Source organism: uncultured Fretibacterium sp. (genome assembly GCF_938040765.1).
In the GTDB taxonomy this organism is placed as follows: Bacteria; Synergistota; Synergistia; order Synergistales; family Aminobacteriaceae; genus CAJPSE01.
Genome location: NZ_CALIAA010000242.1, coordinates 1 through 21,388, shown reverse-complemented (window position 1 = coordinate 21,388; position 21,388 = coordinate 1). Strand labels below are relative to the sequence as shown.

Genomic DNA, 21,388 nt, shown 5'->3' with positions numbered 1-21,388 from the left:
CCTACAAGGCACTGGACGATACGGATCGCATCGTCATTGTCGTAGCGGCCGGGAACGAGGGGCTGGAGGTAGGGGAACCCGCCCCGTTCAGCGACTCGGAGTCTCTCTTCCGGCCCCGTTTCAGGAGAGGGGAGTATTGTTATCCCGCGTCCTTCACGGGGCTGAACAATATGATCGTCGTCGGCGCCATGGCAGAGGGGGGGAAGGGGGCGTATTTCTCCAACTGGAGCCAGACGAAAGTCGACGTGGCGGCTCCGGGAATGAAGATCTACAGCACGACGCCCAAGGGAGTCGAGGGCCCGGGATACGGAAGCACGTATGGACTCTATGGGTTCATGTCGGGAACTTCCATGGCCGCCCCCCATGTGGCGGGAGCGGCCGGGCTGTTGATGTCGAAGTTTCCTACCCTCAAAGCCCACGAGCTCAAGGGGGCCATCCTCAAGGGGGCAAAGCCGAGTGTCAATCCCGTCGCCAAGCCCTTTCCGACAAAAAGCGACTATCAGGGGATCAATCCGAAGGAACAAAAGCTCTCCGCCTATGGCTTTCTCAACGTCAAGGGAGCTCTCGAATGGCTGAATACGCGCTATCCCGAGGTTCCTCCCGACCCGTCGCTCAAGCCCAAACCAGAACCGCAACCTAAACCCGAGCCTCGGCCCGAACCACAGCCGACACCGGAACCACAGCCCAGGCCGGAACCGCAGCCAAAGCCCGAGCCGCAACCAAAGCCCAGTCCCCAGCTTCCTCAGGAATCCGTGGAGCTCCCCATCGACCCCGCCCGCTGGACGGCGACAATCGGGGTCCCGGACACCCAGGGGTTCTCCAGCGTTTCCCTGATCTGCCCGGTGAGGCTCTCGTCCCAGCCCGACGCCGTATATGCCAGCGCGTCCTCCCATTTTGTAGGCGGCGTCACCTGCAGTCTGGCTTGGGACGGCAACCCGGTCGGGGCGTTCACCTTCCTGGTTCAAACGAAGGAAAGTCAGGAATACCGGCTGAAGCTGGAAGGACGGGTTCCCGCTTCCGCTTTGGACAAGGCTGCGATCTCGGCCGTGTGCTTCCGGTTCAAGGACGGCTCCATGCTGGAAAAGAGCCTGGGGTCGGAGGGACTGGCGCTCGGCAGCGTTCCCCGCTCCAACCCCGACCCCGACAACAATCAGCCCGATAAGAAAACGTCCGGGCATTCCGGAGGAAGCGGCTGTAACACGGGATTCGCAGGTCTGATCCTTCTGGCTGCCCTGCCAATTGTCCTGCGCGGAAAACCCTGAAGCCCCGTCCTTTCTCGGAGGTAAATCGGCCCCCCTCCTGCGAGGGGGGCCGATTTACCTCTTCCGCTCCAAAAGAAAAGGGACGCGCCGATTGAAACCGGGCCTCCCTCAGTCCGTCTCCTTTCGCCGCGCCTCCAAAACCAGCGCGGCCCCCGTGGGCGAGCACAGGCGCTCCTGCTTCAGGATCTCGAATCCCGAGGTTTCGATCTCGTCCGCCAGCCGTTCGAAGGTCACGGGCTGCTTTCGGTCCTCCACGGGGCCAAAGGCCCTTTGATAGCGCCCGGCCATCGCCATGACCTCGTCGAAGGACATACCGTCGGTCCCGAAGTCCATAAGCAGTAGGCGTCCTCCCTCCCGCAGCATCCGGCGCATCTCGCGCAGCGCACCCGGCCGGTCGGGAAGGACGTGCAGAATATTGAGGGCCAGCACCGTGTCGAAGCTCTTCTCGCCGAAGGGCAGGTCGAAGAGGTCCGCCCGACACACCTCCGCGTGGGGCCAGGCTGAGAGCTTCCTCCGGGCCACGCGGCACATGGCCTCCTCCCTGTCCGTCGCCACCAGACGCCGCGCCTTGGGCACAAAAAGCGAGGTAAAGCCACCGTCGCCGCAGGCCACCTCCAGGGCGTCGCCCAAGTCCTCCCATTGCAGCATCGTGCGCGCCACCTCGTCGTAAAAAGCCTCGCCCACGATAGCGCGCTGCCGGGCCGAAAAATCCTCCGCAAGGTCCTTCCACTCGAATGCCATGGCACTCACCTCCATGGACGACAGCCCCTGGCCGCCGCCCTTTCGTCCAGCACTATCCCTCCAACCTATCCCTTCATCCCCGCTTCCGCGGCATCGCGGGCTGAGGGCAGCCCCAGCCAGCTCCGAATGCGGGCGACGGCGCTGCGCCGCAGGCGATACACGTGACTGACGTCCATATGCTGCTCGTCGGCCACGGCCCTGGGGTCCTTTCCCTCGAAAAAGAGGGCCGAGACCACCTCCGCCTCACGTCCCCGCAGGCGGCCGATGATCTCGGCGACATCCAGCCAGTCCTCGTCCCCCGGCGCAGGGTCGACCTCGAGCCACTCGTCCGGCACGGGGATCGGGGCGCGGCGCTCCGAACGCTCCAGCATATTGAGCATCTGCCCCCGGATCCGGTGGCAGGCATAGGTGGCGAACTTCAGGTCCCGGTCGGGGTCGAACCGATCCACGGCCCCGATCATGGCCAACATCCCCTCCTGGACGAGATCCTGTCTCAAGGAAGGAGCCGCATGGATCCGTCCCGCGACCCAGAAGACAAGGGGCCTGTAGGCTACGATCAATTCCTCGCGGGCATTCGCATCGCCGGAGCGGCAGAGCGCCCACAGGACCCTTTCCCTCTCGGGGCTCAGCGAAGCCGATGTTCTCTCCTCCATGGGCAGACGATCGCCTCGTTTTCCAAATCATAGTCGTGCCCGGCCGGGCCCGAAAACCCTCTCCCTCATCCCCGAACGGGACCCTCGAGCACAAGGGGCCAAGCATGCGCCGCGATTTTACCACAAGGGCAGCGGGCGCCCCCCGGTATCTCCACATCCATCCTCAGACGCCCAACGCAGATGCAGGTCGTCGTTCGAGAAGACGAGGGCCGGCCCGTCCGGCCCAATCTCCACCCCGCTCAGGGAACAGTTGAACACCCTGAGGCGCCAGACGGTATGCGGATCGAGCCCCAGCAGCACCGCAAAGAGCGCCCTGATGATGCCGCCGTGGGTCACGACGGCAATCCGCTCGTGCGGCTCCGCCAGAATCATTTCGACGGCCCTCTCCACCCGATCTCTTATCGACTCCCAATCCTCGGCGCCGGGCGGCATGTTGAAGAAGGGGTCGTGCATCCAGGTCCGGAACGCGCCCCTCTCCTCCCGCTCCATCCCCAGGATGGAGCGTCCCTCCCAGGTCCCGAAATTGATCTCCTTCAAGCCCTCCAGCACCACGGTACACAGCCTGCGAGGTTTTGCCAGAGCCTGCGCCGTACTCAGCGCCCGCTGCAGGGGGCTGGAGTAGACGACCTCCGCAGGCCACTGCGCAAAGCGCTCCGCCAGGCGTTCCGCCTGGGCCAACCCCTCGGCGTTCAGGGGAACGTCCGTCTGGCCCTGAAAGCAATAACGCAGGTTCCAATCGGTCTGACCATGCCGGACCAGCACGATACGCCGCTTCCAAGATTTCCCCGACACCCGGCCACCCCCTCGGAAAAACGCAGAACGCGTCCCCGGATTTCCATTCGGGAACGAAAAAAGCGAAAGATTTCGCAAAAAATTATATCACGACGGGGTTTTGCGGGTTCGGCACCCCGGTCCCCCCGCCGCATCGAAAGGCCCCCTACGAGAAAGCGAACCTCGGGCCGGGGGCTCACCGAACCGCAAGGTACCGGCGCCGCTCCTCCTCGGGGACCATGCCGCCGCCGGTCGCCCACACGATATGGACCGCGTTCTTCAGGGCCTCTTCTTCAAAGCCCGCGGCGTACTCCCCGTCCCCCTGCGTCAGGACGCAGCCCGGAAAGCCGGCCGCAGCCGACGGCTCGACGAAGATCCGTTCCCGCTCCCAGAGCTCCGGGACCAGGCGCTCCATCCGAGAATCCGACACCGTGAAGAGCCCATCCAGCATGGGCCCCACGATCCGCCCCACCAGCTTCGAGGGACGCCCCACCGCCAAGCCGTCCGCGACCGTCCTGCCCGTCAGCCCGATGTCCTGCACGCAGATGCCGTCATGCAGGCCCGTCATCACTCCGAGCAGCATGCAGGGCGCCTCCGTCGGCTCGGCGAAGAAGCAGTGCGCGCTCTCGCCGTAGAGGCGCTTCAGTCCATAGGCAACCCCGCCCGGGCCGCCCCCCACGCCGCACGGCAGGTAGACGAAGAGGGGGTGATCCGCATCGACGGCGATCCCGCGCTCCTCCAACTGATCACGAAGACGCGCGGCCGCGACGGCGTAGCCCAGGAACAACGTCCTGGAGTTCTCGTCGTCGACGAAATGGCAGGACGGGTCCGACTCCGCCTGCCGGCGCCCCTCCGCCACGGCCTTCTGGTAGTCCCCGGCGTACTCCACGACTTGAGCGCCCTTCCGGCGCAGAAGGTCCTTCTTCCACTGGCGGGCGTCCGCGGACATGTGCACCGTAACCCGAAAACCAAGCCGGGCCCCCATGATCCCGATGCTCAGCCCCAGGTTGCCGGTGGAGCCGACCGCGACCGAATACCCGGAGAACAGGCGGCGAAAGCGCTCCTCGTCCAACACGGCATAGTCGTCCCCATCGCGCAGCATCCCGCTCTCCCGCGCCACCCTCTCGGCGAAATGGAGCACCTCGTAAATGCCTCCCCGTGCCTTGATGGAGCCCGAGATCGGAAGCTCGCCGTCGCACTTCAGCATCAGGCGGCCCCGGAGGGGCGTGCCCGACCGGCTCGAAAGCGCCTCCATCATGGCGGGAATGTCCCGCAGCGGGGACTCGATGATCCCGCCGCTTCCGGCGGTCTCGGGGAACATCCTTCGGATGCAGGGGGCGAACCGCTTCAGGCGGGCCGCCGCGTCCGCAATCTCTTCGTCCGCGATCTCCGGGGACGGAGAGGCGTCCCGGCGGGGATTGACCCAGAGGACCTCCTCCCCGCGGCTCATGGATCGGATCAGCGGATAACGTTCGGCAAGAGCCTCAATCGTGCGCACCTCGTTCATCGTTTCTCACTCCTGTCGTCGCCGCGTCGTCCGCCGCGGCCATTACGGCAGCGCCGTAAACTATTCCGTGCCTCGTCAAACGGCCGGGGGCTCGGAAAAGCGAAAGGCGGGGGCATGCCCCCGCCCATTATCCATTGAGCCCCCAAGGAACGGACAACGCGGTCTTCCATCTGCGATTCAACAGGATCAAGGACTCCCTCCCGAAAGCCATTCGCTCCATTCGGACATCACGCACTTCCATTCGGAATCCGGATCCCGTTTTACAGATCCCGTCTTGCGGCACGATAAAGTTCGTAAAAACTTACTTTCGTTGAGCTTATAACAAAGTTTCCTTTGCGTCAAGGTGGCGCTGTCCGCCCCTGGCCGCAGCGCTCACGCGCGTGCAGCGGGCTCTCTCCTCCATGCCCCCTATCCCCGAAAAACGAAACGGAGCGAGGCCCGTTGCGGGCTCCGCTCCGTTTCACTTCATCACGGAAGATCGGGACGCAGATCTTCCCGGCTACTTCTTCTCCGGGAGCCGAGCGGCTTGACGGGCAGCTCCGTCGACATAACTCTTCAAATAGGCCTCGGGGGTCGTCAGCTTCGGATCGTAGAAGGTCGGCTTCCAGCCCGAGAGCTTCGTCAGCTCCTCAGCCGTCTTGCCGTCCCCGTAGAGCATGTGCCAATGCTTGGCCGCCCCATCGCCATGCGGATGCGTGGCCACGACCGTCCCGTATCCGGCCACCGTGCCATTGATCCAGGCCACCCAGCCATCCTCGGCAAAACCATCGTTGGTATAGGTCGGCGCTGCAAGGACCGTGCCGTCCGCCTTTTTGAACTGAATCGCCGTTCCGTCGGCAACGACGACGCGATCGAACGGCGTGGCGAAAAGCTTCTGGTAATAATCTTTGAGCTCCTCGGCCGTGTAATTCTTGCCCAGCTTCTTCGCCTCCTCGGCGACCTTCCGATAGGCCTCGGCCATCAAGGGGTTGCGATGCAGTTCGGCGGCGGAGATCCATTCGCCGTTCCACGCGTCGAAGGCCTTGGGCATCATCGCGGCCAGAGCCCCGGCCTCGGCCTGTTGATCCTTAGCGATATCGGCAGCCTTGGTATCCAGGGAGCTGAACGTCGGCCACCAAGGATCGCTGGGATTGTCCGTCAGAGCCTCGAAGCTCTTGCTGCCGTAGCGCATATGCCAGTGTTTAATGCCTCCGTCCCCATCGCTGTGTACGGGGACCAGCACGAGATACCTGCATTTGTTAGCGGGGACGAAGCCGCTCCCCTGAGGAGGCGTCGCACCGCTTACGGCAGGAGACTCGAACAGATGCCACGTGGTCTCGAACTCCCGTCCGCCCATCTTCACCGTTCGCTTCCGGGTGCCCTTGGACTCGTAGGTCAGTGCTCCCAGGGAAGCCCCCTTGTCGTCCAGGAAGGTAACCGTACTGCCCTCCACTTTGAGGGAGGCGAATTTGGTCTCATACATCTCCTCGAAGAACCCCTTGACGCCCTTGGCCGTGTAGCCGCTCGTCTTCTTGACGATCTCGGCATAAACGGGGTCCATCGCGTCGTCATCGACAAAAACGCTCCAGCTCTTCCAATCTCCCTTCCAATCCGTCAGGCCCCCGGTTTGGGGCTGAGGCTGGGGTTGAGGTTGTGGCTGTGGCTGGGGTTGTGGCTGGGGCTGAGGTTGAGGTTGAGGTTGCGGCTGGGGATTCTTCCCCGCGAGGGTATTGTCCCCGCCGCCGCCACATCCGCCCAGAGCCAGCAGGGCGAGGAGGAACACAGCCAGAAGAGCGCCGACACCAAACTTTCTGCCTTTCATAACACTCACTCCTTACAGTTTGCGGTGATAAACTCGGCTAAATATAATCCATAGCAGATCAGGTGTCAATAAAATAAATCGGACTCAGAAATTTTGTCGGGACAACCTCCTTCGATACCCGCATCCCTCCTGTCCCCTCCATACGAGCGGCTGGGTTATAATGACCGAAGTTGTCTTTCGAAGTTGTTTCGACTTCGGTTATTTCTCATGAAGATCTTCATGCGAGGAGGTAGGACGTGTGCGTCGTGCGGTATTCCTGTTGTTGCTGACGGCATTCTTTATAGTGATGGGAGAGGGAATCCCGGGGGCCGGGGCCCTCGACGCCGAGAACTTTCCCGATAAGGCGAGCCTCTCCGCCAACAGGATGCGTTTCGACTCGAAGACGGGCGACTTTCTCGCCGCGGGGAACGTGGTCATCAAAGCGGACGGGCTCACCGTCTCCTCGCCCCGCGGAATCGGCAACACCCAGCGCCGGGAGGTGCTCTTCGACGAGGGGGTCACGGCCTCCGGGGACTGGCAGGGCGACCGGATCGACCTCCAGGCCGGCAGCATGGAGCTCTTCTTCGGGGAGCCCCCCACCTGCAGGATCGACAAGGGGGTCCGGGGCGGGGTGGGCTCGATTGCCCTGGACGCGGACCGCCTGACCCTGACCGGGCGCGGCGGCCTGTCCGGCGCCAACGAGGAGGACGGCCAGACAAAGGTTTGGATGACGAACGTCCGGCGCGTGGAGGACCGCGCGATGGGCATCGCCTTCGGGGCGGACTCCGTGGAGGGGATGCTTCGGGAGGGGATCCTGGTCTCCATGACCGCGAAGTCGAAGGTCTGGATCGAGGGAAGGCCGAACCGCAGCGGGGACGCCGTGAGCCTGCGCGGCGACCGGGCGGTCTACTCCGAGGAACGGGGCAGCGTCGTCCTGAGCGGCAACGTCCGCGCAGTCCAGAAGGGGCGGACGCTGACGTCGGATTCCCTCGTCTACTTTCCCGATCAGAACCGCGTGGAGGCCCTGGGAGGAATGGTGAGCCGCTCGGGCACCGCGAGCACGGAACGCGCGACGATCACCATCGACCTCTCGAAAGAGCCCAAACGGACGCCCGCCGTATCGTCCGACGAGGCGGCAAAGGGAAAAGGCGACAAAAAAACGGCGCCCGCGAAAAAGGGCAGGAAGCGATGAGCTCGAAGCGGAACACGAAAAAGGCTGCTCCCGACGCCGTGTCGGTCCCGGCGGACGACGCGGCGACCGGGCTCCGGCTCTCCACGCGGGGACTGCGCAAGGGGTATGGAGGGCGCCTCGTCGTCTCGGACGTCGATATCGAGGTCGGGCCGGGGGAGGTCGTTGGGCTCCTCGGCCCCAACGGCGCGGGCAAGACGACCTCGTTCTACATGATCGTGGGGCTTATCAGGCCGGACGCCGGCAGCGTCTTCATCGGGGACCGAAACGTCACCGGCCTGCCGGTCTACGCCCGCGCCCGGGCGGGGATCGGCTACCTTCCGCAGGAGTCCTCGGTGTTCCGCAGCCTGACGGTGCGGGAGAATATCGACCTGGTCTGGGAGGAGATGGGGCGTCCCTCCGAGGATGCCACGGATCGGCTGCTCGAGCAGTTCGGCATCGTCCATATCGCCGACACCCGCGGCTATGCCCTCTCCGGCGGCGAACGCCGCCGCGTGGAGATCGCGCGGGCCCTGACCCTCAAGCCCCACTTCATCCTGTTGGACGAGCCCTTCAGCGGCATCGACCCCATCGCGGTCAACGACATCCAGGCCATGATCCAGACTCTGAGGGAACGGGGATACGGCGTGCTCATCACGGATCACAACGTAAGGGAAACCCTCTCCATCACCGACCGAACCTACCTGATCCACGACGGAAAAATCTTCCTGAACGGCTCGCCCGAGGAGGTCGCACAGAACCCCCTGGCGCGCAAGTTCTACCTGGGAGACAACTTCTCCTGGTAAGGGTTCCCGGTAAGAGGATCCCGCGCTTCAGACGGAATCAGGCGGTGGCGCCTTCCTATCGCGAAGGGGATCGACGTACTTCTTCCGATCCTCCAGCGAGATGCGCGTCAGCGCGCTCTCTGGCAGGCCGGCCAGCAGCCTCCAGCCCCTGTCCAGGGACTGCCCGATGTCGCGGTTCTCGTCCCGCGACTGGCCGATGAAGGTTCGTTCGAACGCGTCCCCGAAGGCGAGGTACGCCTGGTCCTCCTCGGAGAGCTCGTCGCGCCCAACCACCTCGGACAGGGCCTTGACCTCCTGCACCTTGCTGTAGCAGGCGAAGAGCTGGCTGGACAGGCTGGGGTGGTCCTCCCGCGTATAGCCCTTGCCGATGCCGTCCTTCATCAGGCGCGAGAGGCTGGGGAGCGGGTCGATGGGCGGATAGACGCCCGCCGCATCCAACGCGCGCGACAGGACGATCTGCCCCTCCGTGATGAACCCCGTCTGGTCCGGGACGGGGTTGGTGATATCGTCGTTGGGCATGGTGAGGATCGGAAGGAACGTGATGCTTCCCTCCTTTCCCTTCAGGACCCCGGCGCGCTCGTAAAGCGAGGCTAGGTCGCTGTAGAGATAGGCGGGGTACCCCTTGCGGCTCGGGATCTCGCCCCGGCCGACCGAGAGCTCGCGCAGCGCCTCGCAATAGCTCGTGAGGTCCGTGACGATGACCAGCACGTGCATCCCCAGGTCGAACGCCAGGTACTCCGCCGCGGTCAGGGCATAGCGGGGCGTCGCGATGCGTTCGATGACGGGGTCATCCGCGAGGTTCCGGAACATCACCAGCTTCGACCCCCGCTGCGACAGGCTGGCGGAGAAGGCCGCCGCGTCGTCGTGCCGGATCCCGACTCCGGCGAACACGACCGCGAAGTTGTCGGCCCCCATCAGCTTGGCCTGGGAGGCGATCTGAATGGCCAAACGGTTGTGCGGCAGGCCATTGCCCGAGAAGATGGGCAGCTTCTGTCCGCGAATGAGGGTCATCAGCACATCGATCGTCGAGAACCCCGTGTTGATGAAGTCCCGGGGATAGAGACGCGCCATCGGGTTTATGGGCTGCCCGTTGACGTTGCGCCTCGTCCCGCAGTAGACGGGGCCATTTCCGTCCAGGGGGCGGCCCAGCCCGTCGAAGGTCCGCCCGAGGATGTCCGGCGAGAGCGAGATCTCGAGGGGATGCCCCAGGAAGCGCGTCCTGGCCGTCGCCGGGCTCAGCCCCTCCGTCCCCGCGAACACCTGCACCATCACCGCGTCCTCGCTTACCATGACGACACGCCCCATACGGGGCTCCCCGCCGTCGGCGGTCACCTCCACGACCTCGTCGTAGCCAACCCCCGGAATGCCCTTCAACAGGACAATGGGCCCCTTGATACGGGTCATCCCCGTATACTCCGCAAGGGCCATACTCTCACTCCCCCTCCGTGAACCCGAACCGGTCACCGCTGCCGCCTCGCCGTTCCCCGTCATCACGCCGTGCCCTCCGAAGCGGCGGACGCGCCGTCCTCGTCCTCGTGGGCCAGACGCTCCCGGCCGACGAGCGCCAGATGCTCCTCGAGGCGCTTCTCCAGATCGCCGAACCCCTCGCCGTCGCTAAACGGCAGTTCCCGCGCGTGGATCACCTCGTCGAGCTCCTTGATCCTCCGAATCAGCGACAGGGGGCACCCCTCGGCCACCAGGGCCTTCGCCTGCCGATGGAAGTTCAGGATCATCCGCAGAATCGCGAACCCCTTCCTGGGCGGACAGAAGGAATCGTCACTGAAGGAATTCTGCTGGAGATAGCCGTTCTTGAGGAGCGAAGCCGTCAGGGCCACGAGCTTCTGGCCGTCGGGCAGCACATCCTCGCCCATCAGGCGGATGGTCTGCTGCACGGCGTCGTCCTCCGCCAGCACGGCCCGGGCCTCCTCGCGCAGCTCGCCCCAGGAGGCGTCGATGTTCTTTTCGCACCAGCCGCGGACCTCGTCCGCATACTCGCTGTAGGAGTCCATCCAGCTGATTGCGGGAAAGTGCCGGGCGTGAGCCAGGGAGGCGTCGAGCGCCCAGAAGCACCGGATGAAGCGCTTGGTGTGCCGCGTCACGGGCTCGGTGAAGTCCCCTCCCGGGGGCGAGACCGCCCCGATGACGCTGATGCTGGCCGTCCGGTCGCCGAAGGTCCGCACCTTGCCCGCCCGCTCGTAGAACTCCGCCAGGCGCGTCGCCAGGTAGGCGGGGAACCCCTCCTCCGCGGGAATCTCCCCCAGCCGTCCCGACAGCTCGCGCAGGGCCTCGGCCCAGCGCGACGTGGAGTCCGCCATCATCGCGACGTCGTAGCCCATGTCGCGATAGTACTCCGCGATCGTGATCCCCGTGTAGATGCTGGCCTCCCGCGCGGCGACCGGCATGTTGGACGTGTTGGCGATGAGGACGGTCCGCTGCATCAGCGGCTTTTTGGAGTACGGATCCTCGAGCGACGGGAACTCCTCCAGCACCTGGGTCATCTCGTTGCCGCGCTCCCCGCACCCGATGTACACGACGACCTTGGCGTCGCTCCACTTGGCCAGCTGGTGCTGCGTCACCGTCTTGCCCGTCCCGAACCCACCGGGGATCGCCGCGACGCCCCCCTTGGAGATGGGAAAGAGCCCGTCGATGACCCTCTGCCCCGTGACCAGCGGCTCGTCCGGCAGCAGGCGGTCCCGATAGGGCCTCGGACGCCGGACCGGCCAGTGGTGATACATCATCACCGGCACGATGGTCCCGTCGTCGCGCCGGACCCGCGCCACCACATCCGACGTCTTGCAGAAGCCGGAAGCGACGATGAACTCCACCTCTCCCTCCAGCCCGTAAGGGACCAGAACGCGATGGGTCACCAGATCCGTCTCCTGAAGCTCGGCAATGACCGAACCGCCGCGCACCCGGTCCCCCACCTTGCAGGTCGGGGTCAGCTCCCACGAACGGGACATGTCGATCGGGTCGAGCTTCGAGCCCCGGCCCAGAAAGCCGCCCTCCTTCTCCATGAGGCGGTCCAGAGGACGCCCGATCCCGTCGATGATATGCCCCACCAGCCCCGGTCCCAGGCACACGGAAAGAGGCCGGCCAAGCCCGCGGACGGGCTCCCCGACGCGGAGCCCCGTCGTGTCCTCATAGACCTGGACGACCCCGCTGTCCCCATCCATCTGAAGGATCTCGCCCATCAGGGCAAGCTCCCCCACCTCCGTCATCTCCCCCATCGCAAAGCGGGAGAGCCCCGAGGCACGGACGACGGGACCGTCGATCATCGTGATGCGGCCCATCCGCTCGGCCGCTGCCTCCATGTTCTTCACCCCGATCTTCATCCTCTCACAGATCCGAATCCACTCACAGCTCCGCAAGGACGGCTTCCGCCACCGAGTCCGTCATTTCCTCGATCTTCGCCCTCCAGTCCGCCGATATGCGCCACCCCTCATCCTCCGAGAAAAGGACCACCCCCCCGAGGATGGGCTCCGGCGTATCGTCGAATCGGACGTCCAGCTTGGGGAAACGGGCCCTCAGGGCCCTGGCTATCCCCTCCCCCAGCGGAGCGTCCTCCGCACGAAGCCGCAGCCCCACCCGACCGCTGCGCAGGCGCTCGCAGACCTCCGCGGCGACGCCGGTCAGGATGGCGTCGTAATCGTCCCGTGCGGACAGCCCCACCAGCGCCTTCTGCAGGGAGGCCAGGGCCTCCTGGACCAGGCCGCTCCGGAGGCGCAGCCGTTCCCTGTCCCGGCTCGTCCCGGCCTCCACGAGCCGCCGGTCCGAGATGTCCTGGGCCTGCTTCACTGCGTCGTCCCGGATACTCCGCACCGTCGCGTCCAGCTGCGCCGTGTGGTCGGCCAGCCAGCGCTCCGCGCACGCCTCCGCCTCCTTCAGGATGCGCTCGCGCTCCTCCGCCCCCCTGGAAAGGATGGAAGCGCGGAGCCCGTCCAGTTTTTTCCTCTCGTCCCGATCCCCGTCCGGGGCAAAACCGTGCGAGTTCCCGCCGGAAAGAGGGGCGCCCTCCCGCTTCATTCAAGCCTCACCCCTATCGCCTCGCGGATGTACCGCGTCAGAAAATCCTCTTTTCTCCGACTCCCATGCCGATCCGGAATCTCGACCAAAAGGGGCGGTTTCCCGCTCCTGCGCATCTCGACGACCTTGTCGGGGACGGTCTCCGCCACGATCTCCGTCACGAGGAGGACGCCGAGGTCCCTCATCGAAAGGGCCTGAGAAAAGGCCTTGAGGCTCTCCTCCCGCCCGTGCGCCACGACCCCCTTGATCCCGGCCAGCTTCATCAGCACCAGGGTGTCGTGGTTGTCGCTGATCAGGAAGGCCTTCATGGCGGGCCGCTCTAAATTTTTCCCAGGATGAACAGGGAGATGACGAGCCCGTAGATGGCGATTCCCTCCGCGAGCCCGATATAGATCAGCGTGGTTCCGAACATCGAGGGCTTCTCCCCCACGACCCCAAGCGCCGCGGCGCCGACGAACGCGACGCCGATGCCCGCACCGACGCAGGCCAGGCCCGTCGAGAGCGCCGCGCCGATGAAGCCCATCCCCGTCGCGGTCCCGGCGGAGGCCCCGGACTCCTGCGCGAACGCGGCCGCGGCAGAGAGACAAAGCATCAGCACGGACACGCCCATCCAGGAGGCCAGGGCCCTCCTCGGAGCGCGGGGAACGCGCCCCGTCCTCCTTGTCCAAACCCCATAGCCGACCAGCACCGCAGAGGAAACCGCAACCCCAAGAACACTCAGCATCCCAACCGCACTCCCTTCCCCGCAAACAACTCCAGCGAGCTTTCCTTCAACCTGCGCGACCTTCAATCCGCAAAACCTCAATCCGCGCGTCCCCGTTCCTGCGCGCTCCTCCTCCAGAGGACGGGACGAAACTCCCGCCCTCCGCCATGATAGAACTTCCCGAAAAATTCGTAGTACTCCAGGCGCAGCGTCTGGATGAACACGATCAGCCCCTCGAGCCCGATGATGACGAGATGCCCTACCACTAAGGCAAGCGCGTGGAACACCTTGCCGCCGGGCACGTGCTCCACCATCTGCCCCAGCATGAACACCGCCGCGCAGAGCCCCGCATGGTTCAGGGCGAACGCCGCCAGACGCACGAACGACGCCGTGTTGCTGATGAAGTTCAGCAAGGCATGGAAGACCGAGAACAGGTGAACCACGCCCCCCTCGTCCACGGACTCCCCCCGGAACACGCAGCCGGCCAGGACGTTTCCAAGGAGCATCGCGCAGAGGAGCAGGACGAGGGCGGCAATGAAGATCCGGCTCACCCAGGGGGCGAGCGTCCCCTCGAGGGACAGGACCCCAAAGGCCAGAGCCAGCCAGTAGAAGGCCAGCCCCGTCACCCCCTCGGGGGAGAACACGGCCTCGCCCCACTCCCTCCTGCGGGCCAGGGACCGGATTCGGAAGAGGATGCCGAGCGACAGAAACGCTATCCCCACCCCGACCGCTACGGGGAGGAGCGTGTTCACGTGTTTCATGGGGGATATCCAGAGGGGCGGAATCAGCTCCTCGCTCCCGAAGACGCTGCCGTAGAGGATGCCGAAGAGGACCGCCGAGGCCCCGGCCACCTTCATGACGGACGCCAGGGGCCTCCCCATCCAGCCCCTTCGCTCCATCAGCCACGTGCCGAGGATCAGGGCGAGGCCGTGACCCACGTCCCCGAACATGAACCCGAAGAACAGGCAGAAGCTGACCGAGACGACGAGCGTCGGGTCCAGCTCGCTGTAGGAGGGCAGGCTGTAGAGCCTCACGATCTCCTGGAACCGGCGCGCCACCGGGGTATTGCGCAGCAGGGTGGGAAGCTCGCTTCCCTTCGACTCGAGGGAGGCCCCGTCCTCCGTGAGGACAACGGTATGGGGCGCCTCCCGGCCCGCCAGAGCGCACAGCTCCCCGCAGGCCTCCTCGGGCATCCACCCCGAGACGACCACCATGTCGTCGAACTCGCCCCCCATCCGGCAGAGCGAGTAAACGCGCTGCATGGCATAGACCATGCCGTAAAGCCTCTCCAGCTCGACACGGTTCTCCCCGGTATAGAGGACCGGCATGTCCCGGCACCTCCCGATCTCCGCCTCCAGAAAATCGAGGCGGGCGGACAGCTGCGCCCCGCCGCCGGCCGCGAGCTCCTGGATCGCCGTCTCGAACACGCGCATGTGCACCCCGGTCAGAAGCTTCTCCAGCGCCGCTCCATAGGAGGACTCGCAGAACGCGGCCACCGTCGTCCTCCCCCCCTCCTCCTCGAAGAGCGGAAGGAGCAGGGCGGGCCCTGCGGAGGCGATCTCCCTCAGCCGCTGCCAGTTCTCCCCGGTAAGGCTCCCCAGGACCACCCGGCAGCAGGAGGATGACGCCAGCAGGGAGGGCGGAAGCCCCAGCGCCTCCAGGGCATGGGCAAACTCGAGCATGGCCCTGCAGCGCCCGTGCTCCATCCGAAGGTGCTCCAGCCTGTCCTGCCAGACCTCGGCCAGGCGCGAGAGCCGATTCACGCGCTCCTCCAATTCCGAAAAGGAAACCTCCGTAAAAGAAATCGCCGAAGAGGGAATTCCGGAGGCTCCGTCCGGCGCCCTTCGGCCCGGGGCCGGGGTCCCCGCCAGCCCCCTCAGCCGCTCCAGCTTCTCCAGCAGCGCGTCGCAGCGGCCGCTCTGGCAGGCCCGAATCCGGGAGCTCAGCCTTCCCCCGGACAACATCACCTCGGGGGACATCGGTTCAAAATCTCCGGTCTCCAGCAGCCTCAGTGCCATCGCCTCAATCTCGTCCCGGGGGCCGACAAGGGAGACCCCCGCCATCCTCACGACGGCCATCAGCGCCCGCCTCCTTCCCCACCGGCCAGGTCGTTCAGGATCAACAGCCGACCGACCCTCCTGCGGTCGTAATCGTATCGCACGGCCTCGATGACCGTGATCAGGTCCCGGACCTCGAAGCCCTTCAGCATCAGGTAGGCCCCGACGTTGTGCCATCCCGGGGCCCCGGACCGGAACACATCCCCGGCGACGCGGCGGAGGGTCCTGCACAGGTGAAGCTCCACCTCCGCCTCCCTGAGGGAGGGATCCGCCTCGTCCGAACGGAAGATTCCGGCATAGGGCGTACCCTCCAGAACGTCGTCCCAGGCCGAAAGCTCCGAGAACGCGGCGCGGGAGAGCAGGCCGAAGTCCGCGCGGTAGCGGGACCGCGTCACCGTGGCCAACGCCTGTTCCGGCGACAGGCCGAAGAAACGCCTGCAGCGGTAGATCCAGTAGAGGTTCACCAGGTCCACGCGAACCCCCACCAGCCGGGCAAGCAGGCGGCCCTCCAGCCCCCCGACCGGGAGGACGGCCCCATAGAGGCTGTCGAAGTAATACCGGTCCAGGGCCATCCCCAGCGCGAAGGACACCCTGCAGGCGTCCTCCCCCGAGACCTCCGTCCCGTCGTCTTTGACGGGGAGCGTCTCCTTCAGCGCCGCACGCAGGCGCTCGTCCCGGATCGACGCCAGCATGGCCCCCGTCGTCCGCGCCGCCAGAAGCGCGTTCCGGTCCAGGAGGGTCGACCGGAAGTCCGGGAACAGCCCGAACATCCGCTCCTCCTCCCGGGCGGCCGGGTCGGAACCGAACCTCCGGCGAAAATGGTCCTTGAAGAACTCGATATCGTAGGCCTGGAGCCACAGGTCCAGGAGGTGCCGACAGCCCGCCCCCATATAGGAGCGAAACGCCAGGGCGTCGCGCAGCAGGGAGGTCTCGAGGCGGAACTCGAGCTCCATCCGGCGGACGTCATTCAGAGACAGGCCTTCCAGGGCCTTCCCATAGGGGGTCGCGTCGAGGGACACCGCGACGGCGGAGACGGACGGCTGTTCCAGGAGGGCTCGGAAATCCTTTGACGACAGCAATTCGGACCGGCGCACCCGCGCTTTCGCGGACAGGGCAATGCGGCCTCCTCCGCCGAGAATCATCGTCAGTCTCCGCGGGAGGCATACCGGGCGGCGATGTCCTCCGCCATCCCGGCTATCAGGGCGGGCGCCTTGCGGTCGTAGTTTTCGCGCATCCTCTCGCGCCCCCTTCGCCCCATCTCGGCGATGTGCAGCGCCTCCATCTCCGCGGACTTCCGTGCGGACTCGATCTGGGCCAGGGCGTCGCTGTGCGCGGCCTTCAGACGCGCCTCCCGGTCGCAGGCGAACCGCTCCTGCGCGCGCCGCATGACCTCCTCCGCCTCGCGTTTCGCCGAGTCCCGCTGCTTCCCCGACTCGTCCTCGGCCCTCAAAAGCACGTCCAGGACCTCCGTCAACGTCAAATCCATCTCACGACCTCCGAAAACAGCCCGAATGACGCGAAGCCTACAAGGCCCCTTCCCTACATCTCACGCCCCGAGGAGAGCTTTATGCGCGTCATGTCCTCGCGCTCGTTCTCCTCCAGGGCCGCCGCAATGGAGCGGACCTGGGCCTCGCAACGGGGGATGAACACCTTCTCCAGCGCGTTGACCCGCCGCACCGTCCTGCGTATCTGCATGGCCAGCCGGTAGACGCTGGTCTCCACCTCCGCCAGCCGCGCGATGAGCGGGACCAGGGAACGGGCCTGGACATACGCGTTGTCCAGGACGGAGGAGGTCCCCGACATTCCTCCCAGGGAATAGACGGGGCTGCAGACGGGCTCCAGGGGATCCACCTCGGGAATGTCCATCCCCATGATGGAGCGCAGACGAATCACGAACCGGTCCTCCTCCGGAACGATGCCCGCGACCCTCTCCACGTTCTCGATCCCCATGGCGATATTCGCCATCCGGAGCCCCGAGTAGGCCCCGGCGAAGATATCGCGCATCCCGCTCTGCACCTCCCGAACCTCCTCGATCCTGCCCGCGAGCTCGGCCATGAGGATCCTTCGCTTCTGTTCCAGGAGATCGTGTCCGCGCCGCGCCAGCTTGAGCGCGGCCTGGATGCGGGCCATGTCGCTGCGCGTCGCCGCAGCCTGCCTGGACATCTCTCATCACTCCCAACGGTAAAGGAGACCGCCCCCGTGCTCCCTCGCACGGCCCGGCGGCCCGCCCCCAGATTTTAGCGCGAATTTTCGTTTTATACCCGGAAAAACGACCGATCACGCCCCCGCGGAGTAGCGGCCCGGACCGGCCGGAACCGCGAGGCCGGCGGCGGAGAGCGCCATCAGACAGCCCTGAAGCGCCGCGAGGTCCAGCCCGCTCTCCGCCATCAGGTCGTCGGCCGTCCGGCCCCCCTGCCGCTGCAGCAGCGCCAGCACGACCTTCTCGTCCGTGGAGAGCTCGGGAGGGTCCTCCGGCGGCGCCCCGAGGTCCAGCATCAGCTGTCCGTACCGCCCCGAGATGCTGCGGATGAACTCCTCGACCTCGACCAGCGGCTCCGCGCCGTCGCGCAGCAGTCGGTTCGACCCCCTGGCGACCGTCTCCGTGATACGCCCGGGAACGCACCAGACCTCGCGCCCGATGTCGAGGGCGAGGCGGGCGGTGATCATGGCCCCGCCGTCCTCCGGGGACTCCACCACGACGACGCGCCCCGCCATGCCCACGATGAGGCGGTTGCGCTCGGGGAAGCGCCAGGGGTCCCCGCCCGTGTCCATCGGATACTCCGAGACCAGCGTCCCACGCTCCGCGATCCTGCGGAACAGCTCCCGGTGCTCCGAGGGATAGACGCGGTTCACGGCCGTGCCCAGCACGGCGACGGTCCGTCCCCCCTCCGCCAGGCACCCGCCGTGTCCGGCGGCGTCGACCCCGCGCGCCCCGCCGCTGATTACGAGATACCCCGAACGCGCAAGGGCACGCCCCAGGGATTCGCCGACCGACTTGGCGTAGAGGCTGCACTTCCGCGTCCCCACGACGGCGACGGAGGGCGCGCACGAAACGTCCAGGTCCCCTTTGACGTAGAGCCCGACGGGCGGCTGCGCGAGGTCCCTCAGCCGGGGAGGATATCCCTCGTCATCGACCGTCAGAAAGCGCGCGCCTTCGCGCTCCGCCCTCTCCAGCTCCCGCTCCGGCCAGTCCCGCTCCCGCAGGAGCCCCTCCAGCTTCACGCAGGCGGACGGCCGAAGCCCCAGCCGTTTCCAGAGCGCCTCGCCATCCGTCCAGGCCGACTCGGGACCGTATTCGTCCCGCAGCGCCTCGAACGCGGACAGCGGAGCCCGCGCGGCGTTCAGCAGCAGCGCGGCCCGAAGCAGGGGATTCATGCCCCGGGCTCCTTACCCGCCGGACCGGACGGGAGGGGCGCGTCCTTCCAGTTCCACCATTTCAGCTTCTCCGGATCCGGGTCCTCCGTCGAGGCGAAGTAGACGGCGCACCGATAGACGTAGAGCTGGCACCGGTCGATCCGGCACCCGCGCAGGGCGCAGTCGCGCTCGTACAGGGCCTCCGGGTCCGCATCCCTCAGGGACTCGACCGTCGTATGCCCCAACCGGATCAGATCCTCCTCCGTCTTGGGACCGACGCCGGGGATTCGGCGGAGGTCGGTCCTCACCCTATCTGCCCTTCTCTCTGCCCCTTCACGAACCAGTCCCTGCCCTCGACCAGACGGGCCACGAGCATCGCGGAGCAGGTGTCGCCGGTGGCGTTGACCATCGTGGCCGCGGGGTCGACCAGAAAGCCCAGGGTGGCGATGATGGGGAACGCCTCCGGGGGGAAGCCGTAGAGGCTCACGATGAGCATCTCGCCCACCAGCCCCCCGCCGGGGATGCCGGAGAGCACCACTCCGCTGAGTACGGCGACCGCAACGGCGCTGGCGAAGGTCCCCGCCCCCTCGAAGGGCATGTTGAAGACCCCGAAGAGGAAGGCGATCTTCAGGATGCCGCTCAGGCAGGATCCCTCCATGTGGGCCGTCGCCCCGATGGGGAGCACCACCTCGCCGATGTCGTCCGGTATCCCGATTCTGCGGGCCACCTCCAGGTTCACGGGCAGGGTGGCGGTGCTGCTCTGGGTCCCCAAAGCGGTCACGGCGGCGGGCAGGATGTTCTTCCAGAAGATAGCTGGGCCCCTGCGCCCGGCCGCCCAGGCGGAGTAGAGGGTGAAGGCGGTGAAGAAGTAGGCGAGGGTCGTCACGTGGTAGATCACCATGGAGCGGAGGTAGGTGCCCAGGAGGTTCGGGCCGAAGTCCCCGACGAGGGCGGCGAAGTAGGCGGCCAGACCGATCGGCGCGTAGTACATGATGATGCTCACCAGCTTCAGCATGGCGTCCGCCAGGACGGAGATCCCCCGCGCAGCGGCCCTGCCCCGCTCCCCCAGCAGCTGGAGGCTGACGCCGAAGAGGACCGAGAAGAGGATCAGGGGAAGCATGTGGCTCCTGGAGAGGAGGTCCTGGAAATCGCTGACGGTGATCGCCTTGACGATCTGGTCGGCCGTGCTCAGGGGCTGCAGGTTCTCCGGCGGCGTCAGGGCGATGGTCGTCCCCGCAGCCGGGGGATAGAGCCGTACGGCCGCCAGCATGAGCAGGGCCGCGACGGCCCCCGTGACGAGGAACACCACGACGAGGGACCCCATGACGCGGCGCAGGCGCTTCATCGAGGACATGTTGGACACGGCGCCGCAGACCGTCGTGAAGACGAGGGGAACGACGACCATGAACATGGCGTTCAGGAAGATATCGCCCAGGGGTTTGAACATCAGGGCTTCCTTGCCCATCGAGGCGCCCAGGACGCAGCCCAGCGCGATAGCGGCCAGCAGCGTCAGGGGAAAACGGTAGGACCTCCAAAAGCTGTTTCCCTGTCTTTCCGACATCGTTGCACACCCTCCTTCGACCCGACTCGGGTCATCGTCATGGACCGCTGCCCTTACCCCTCTCCCGAACCCAGCAGCCCCGGGAACCAATAGCGTTTGTTCGCCTCCTTCCTGAGCGCGTCCCAGGAGGCGAGGATGCTCACGGCCTCGTTGGCGACGCGGACGCTTTTGTCGATGCCCTCATAGCGGAACGTGTCCTTCAGGCGATGGGCCACCACCGCGAAGACCGCGCCGGCGCGGAACCCGTAGAGCCCAGAGATCGTGAAGACCGTGGCGGCCTCCATCTCGAGGTTCAGCACCCCGGCGCGCCGCAGGTCGTCTATTCTGTCGCGGGACGCGGACTGCGTGTAGCCCCCGAACCCCGGCCGGGCCTGTCCGCAGTAGAAGGAGGCCGTCGAGCAGCCAACGCCAACGTGATAGACCGCGCCCAGACGCTCGCAGGCCTCCACCAGCGCGGCGGTGACCTCGTAGTGCGCCTGGGCGGGATAGGAGAGATCGACGTAGTCCGGGCTGGTCCCGTCCCGGCGCATCGCGCCCGTACAGACGATCAGGTCGCCGCACTCGATCCCCTCGGCGATGGCGCCGCAGGACCCCACGCGGATGAAGGTGTCCGCGCCCAGGGCGGCCAGCTCTTCGAGCGCGATGGACGTCGAGCCGCCCCCCATGCCCGTGGAGCACGTCGTCACGGGGACGGAGCCGATCGTCCCGCTCCAGGTCCGATGCTCGCGGTGGTTCGCGATGAAGCGGGAGTCCGTCCATTCTTTGGCGATGGCGTCCGTGCGTTCCGGGTCCCCGGGAAGGAGGACGTAGCGGTTCACGTCCCCTCTCCCGCAGCGGATGTGGTACTGGAGCTCGCCCTCCATCACGGGGCGCTCCGCGCTGTCTGCGCGCCAGCCTCCGGTCATGGTCTTTTCCTCCTCTCATTCCATCCTCAATCATTTGCATGCTTCGTTGTTTTTGCTCGCCTTGCTCGACGTACTTCTTTGTACGCATTCGCGGCGG

General features: G+C 66.1%; 21 protein-coding genes. 3 read left to right on the top strand and 18 right to left on the bottom strand.

Annotated features, from left to right (window positions below; genetic code table 11):
- Positions 1–1,262 (top strand): S8 family serine peptidase (locus tag Q0176_RS08460; RefSeq protein ID WP_299301510.1); only part of this gene is annotated, 1,262 nt, incomplete at its 5' end.
- Between the two features lie 108 nt (positions 1,263–1,370).
- Here the strand turns inward: Q0176_RS08460 and Q0176_RS08455 are convergent.
- The 5 genes from Q0176_RS08455 to Q0176_RS08435 all read right to left on the bottom strand — a co-directional run bounded on the left by Q0176_RS08455 (position 1,371) and on the right by Q0176_RS08435 (position 6,735).
- A complete protein-coding gene (locus Q0176_RS08455) occupies positions 1,371–2,003 on the bottom strand; it encodes a class I SAM-dependent methyltransferase (RefSeq protein WP_299301507.1) in 633 nt (210 codons plus the stop codon).
- A 65-nt stretch (positions 2,004–2,068) separates the two neighbouring features.
- Positions 2,069–2,656, bottom strand: coding sequence for a sigma-70 family RNA polymerase sigma factor (locus Q0176_RS08450; protein ID WP_299301504.1), 588 nt, complete (start codon positions 2,654–2,656; stop codon positions 2,069–2,071).
- Positions 2,657–2,773: 117 nt separating this feature from the next.
- Entirely contained in the window at positions 2,774–3,448 is a 675-nt protein-coding gene (locus tag Q0176_RS08445) for a histidine phosphatase family protein (RefSeq protein WP_299301501.1), read from the bottom strand.
- A 175-nt stretch (positions 3,449–3,623) separates the two neighbouring features.
- Positions 3,624–4,934 carry a D-serine ammonia-lyase gene (locus Q0176_RS08440; protein ID WP_299301498.1) on the bottom strand — a complete coding sequence of 437 codons (1,311 nt, stop codon included), beginning with the start codon at positions 4,932–4,934 and terminating at the stop codon, positions 3,624–3,626.
- A gap of 499 nt (positions 4,935–5,433) precedes the next feature.
- A complete protein-coding gene (locus tag Q0176_RS08435) occupies positions 5,434–6,735 on the bottom strand; it encodes a ZinT/AdcA family metal-binding protein (RefSeq protein WP_299301495.1) in 1,302 nt (433 codons plus the stop codon).
- Positions 6,736–6,973: 238 nt separating this feature from the next.
- On the opposite strand from Q0176_RS08435, the gene Q0176_RS08430 reads away from it, so the two are divergent.
- Positions 6,974–7,906, top strand: a complete 933-nt coding sequence (locus Q0176_RS08430) for an LptA/OstA family protein (RefSeq protein ID WP_299301492.1) — start codon at positions 6,974–6,976, stop codon at positions 7,904–7,906.
- Positions 7,903–8,688, top strand: coding sequence for an LPS export ABC transporter ATP-binding protein (gene lptB, locus Q0176_RS08425; RefSeq protein WP_299301490.1), 786 nt, complete (start codon positions 7,903–7,905; stop codon positions 8,686–8,688). The genes Q0176_RS08430 and lptB overlap by 4 nt, the downstream gene beginning before the upstream one ends.
- 27 nt (positions 8,689–8,715) lie before the next feature.
- On the opposite strand, the gene Q0176_RS08420 is transcribed toward lptB, so the two are convergent.
- The 13 genes from Q0176_RS08420 to Q0176_RS08360 form a co-directional block, all read right to left on the bottom strand.
- Positions 8,716–10,116: a V-type ATP synthase subunit B gene (locus Q0176_RS08420; RefSeq protein ID WP_299301487.1), complete on the bottom strand. Its 1,401-nt coding sequence runs from the start codon at positions 10,114–10,116 to the stop codon at positions 8,716–8,718.
- A 62-nt stretch (positions 10,117–10,178) separates the two neighbouring features.
- Positions 10,179–11,999 carry a V-type ATP synthase subunit A gene (locus Q0176_RS08415; RefSeq protein ID WP_299301513.1) on the bottom strand — a complete coding sequence of 607 codons (1,821 nt, stop codon included), beginning with the start codon at positions 11,997–11,999 and terminating at the stop codon, positions 10,179–10,181.
- Between the two features lie 43 nt (positions 12,000–12,042).
- Positions 12,043–12,711 (bottom strand): V-type ATP synthase subunit E family protein, encoded by a 669-nt coding sequence (locus Q0176_RS08410; RefSeq protein ID WP_299301485.1) that lies wholly within the window; start codon positions 12,709–12,711, stop codon positions 12,043–12,045.
- Complete coding sequence (locus Q0176_RS08405) at positions 12,708–13,019, bottom strand: V-type ATP synthase subunit F (RefSeq protein WP_299301483.1); 312 nt, start codon at positions 13,017–13,019, stop codon at positions 12,708–12,710. The genes Q0176_RS08410 and Q0176_RS08405 overlap by 4 nt, the downstream gene beginning before the upstream one ends.
- A gap of 11 nt (positions 13,020–13,030) precedes the next feature.
- Positions 13,031–13,435 carry an ATP synthase subunit C gene (locus Q0176_RS08400; protein WP_299301480.1) on the bottom strand — a complete coding sequence of 135 codons (405 nt, stop codon included), beginning with the start codon at positions 13,433–13,435 and terminating at the stop codon, positions 13,031–13,033.
- A gap of 77 nt (positions 13,436–13,512) precedes the next feature.
- A complete protein-coding gene (locus tag Q0176_RS08395; RefSeq protein ID WP_299301477.1) occupies positions 13,513–15,492 on the bottom strand; it encodes a V-type ATPase 116kDa subunit family protein in 1,980 nt (659 codons plus the stop codon).
- The gene (locus tag Q0176_RS08390; RefSeq protein WP_299301474.1) at positions 15,492–16,613 is read right to left on the bottom strand and encodes a V-type ATPase subunit; all 1,122 of its coding nucleotides are present in this window, start codon (positions 16,611–16,613) and stop codon (positions 15,492–15,494) included. Before Q0176_RS08390 ends, Q0176_RS08395 begins: the two co-directional genes overlap by 1 nt.
- Before the next feature lie 2 nt (positions 16,614–16,615).
- Complete coding sequence (locus Q0176_RS08385; protein ID WP_299301471.1) at positions 16,616–16,957, bottom strand: hypothetical protein; 342 nt, start codon at positions 16,955–16,957, stop codon at positions 16,616–16,618.
- 53 nt (positions 16,958–17,010) lie between these two features.
- The gene (locus Q0176_RS08380; protein ID WP_299301468.1) at positions 17,011–17,634 is read right to left on the bottom strand and encodes a V-type ATP synthase subunit D; all 624 of its coding nucleotides are present in this window, start codon (positions 17,632–17,634) and stop codon (positions 17,011–17,013) included.
- Between the two features lie 114 nt (positions 17,635–17,748).
- Positions 17,749–18,846 carry a DNA-processing protein DprA gene (gene dprA / locus Q0176_RS08375; protein WP_299301465.1) on the bottom strand — a complete coding sequence of 366 codons (1,098 nt, stop codon included), beginning with the start codon at positions 18,844–18,846 and terminating at the stop codon, positions 17,749–17,751.
- Complete coding sequence (locus tag Q0176_RS08370; protein WP_299301462.1) at positions 18,843–19,133, bottom strand: helix-hairpin-helix domain-containing protein; 291 nt, start codon at positions 19,131–19,133, stop codon at positions 18,843–18,845. Before Q0176_RS08370 ends, dprA begins: the two co-directional genes overlap by 4 nt.
- The gene (locus tag Q0176_RS08365) at positions 19,130–20,386 is read right to left on the bottom strand and encodes a dicarboxylate/amino acid:cation symporter (RefSeq protein WP_299301458.1); all 1,257 of its coding nucleotides are present in this window, start codon (positions 20,384–20,386) and stop codon (positions 19,130–19,132) included. The genes Q0176_RS08370 and Q0176_RS08365 overlap by 4 nt, the downstream gene beginning before the upstream one ends.
- A 53-nt stretch (positions 20,387–20,439) precedes the next feature.
- The gene (locus tag Q0176_RS08360) at positions 20,440–21,291 is read right to left on the bottom strand and encodes a nucleoside phosphorylase (protein WP_299301456.1); all 852 of its coding nucleotides are present in this window, start codon (positions 21,289–21,291) and stop codon (positions 20,440–20,442) included.
- Positions 21,292–21,388 lie beyond the last annotated feature (97 nt).

Excerpts from the sequence above, each read along its gene's own strand:
- Q0176_RS08435 (WP_299301495.1), bottom strand. The coding sequence starts at position 6,735 with ATGAAAGGCAGAAAGTTTGGTGTCGGCGCTCTTCTGGCTGTGTTCCTC.
- Q0176_RS08420 (WP_299301487.1), bottom strand. The coding sequence starts at position 10,116 with ATGGCCCTTGCGGAGTATACGGGGATGACCCGTATCAAGGGGCCCATT.
- Q0176_RS08380 (WP_299301468.1), bottom strand. The coding sequence starts at position 17,634 with ATGTCCAGGCAGGCTGCGGCGACGCGCAGCGACATGGCCCGCATCCAG.
- Q0176_RS08405 (WP_299301483.1), bottom strand. The coding sequence starts at position 13,019 with ATGAAGGCCTTCCTGATCAGCGACAACCACGACACCCTGGTGCTGATG.
- Q0176_RS08360 (WP_299301456.1), bottom strand. The coding sequence starts at position 21,291 with ATGACCGGAGGCTGGCGCGCAGACAGCGCGGAGCGCCCCGTGATGGAG.
- Q0176_RS08410 (WP_299301485.1), bottom strand. The coding sequence starts at position 12,711 with ATGAAGCGGGAGGGCGCCCCTCTTTCCGGCGGGAACTCGCACGGTTTT.
- Q0176_RS08365 (WP_299301458.1), bottom strand. The coding sequence starts at position 20,386 with ATGTCGGAAAGACAGGGAAACAGCTTTTGGAGGTCCTACCGTTTTCCC.
- Q0176_RS08395 (WP_299301477.1), bottom strand. The coding sequence starts at position 15,492 with ATGGCCGTCGTGAGGATGGCGGGGGTCTCCCTTGTCGGCCCCCGGGAC.
- dprA (WP_299301465.1), bottom strand. The coding sequence starts at position 18,846 with ATGAATCCCCTGCTTCGGGCCGCGCTGCTGCTGAACGCCGCGCGGGCT.
- lptB (WP_299301490.1), top strand. The coding sequence starts at position 7,903 with ATGAGCTCGAAGCGGAACACGAAAAAGGCTGCTCCCGACGCCGTGTCG.
- Q0176_RS08415 (WP_299301513.1), bottom strand. The coding sequence starts at position 11,999 with ATGGAGGCAGCGGCCGAGCGGATGGGCCGCATCACGATGATCGACGGT.
- Q0176_RS08390 (WP_299301474.1), bottom strand. The coding sequence starts at position 16,613 with ATGATTCTCGGCGGAGGAGGCCGCATTGCCCTGTCCGCGAAAGCGCGG.
- Q0176_RS08455 (WP_299301507.1), bottom strand. The coding sequence starts at position 2,003 with ATGGCATTCGAGTGGAAGGACCTTGCGGAGGATTTTTCGGCCCGGCAG.
- Q0176_RS08385 (WP_299301471.1), bottom strand. The coding sequence starts at position 16,957 with ATGGATTTGACGTTGACGGAGGTCCTGGACGTGCTTTTGAGGGCCGAG.
- Q0176_RS08400 (WP_299301480.1), bottom strand. The coding sequence starts at position 13,435 with ATGCTGAGTGTTCTTGGGGTTGCGGTTTCCTCTGCGGTGCTGGTCGGC.
- Q0176_RS08440 (WP_299301498.1), bottom strand. The coding sequence starts at position 4,934 with ATGAACGAGGTGCGCACGATTGAGGCTCTTGCCGAACGTTATCCGCTG.
- Q0176_RS08450 (WP_299301504.1), bottom strand. The coding sequence starts at position 2,656 with ATGGAGGAGAGAACATCGGCTTCGCTGAGCCCCGAGAGGGAAAGGGTC.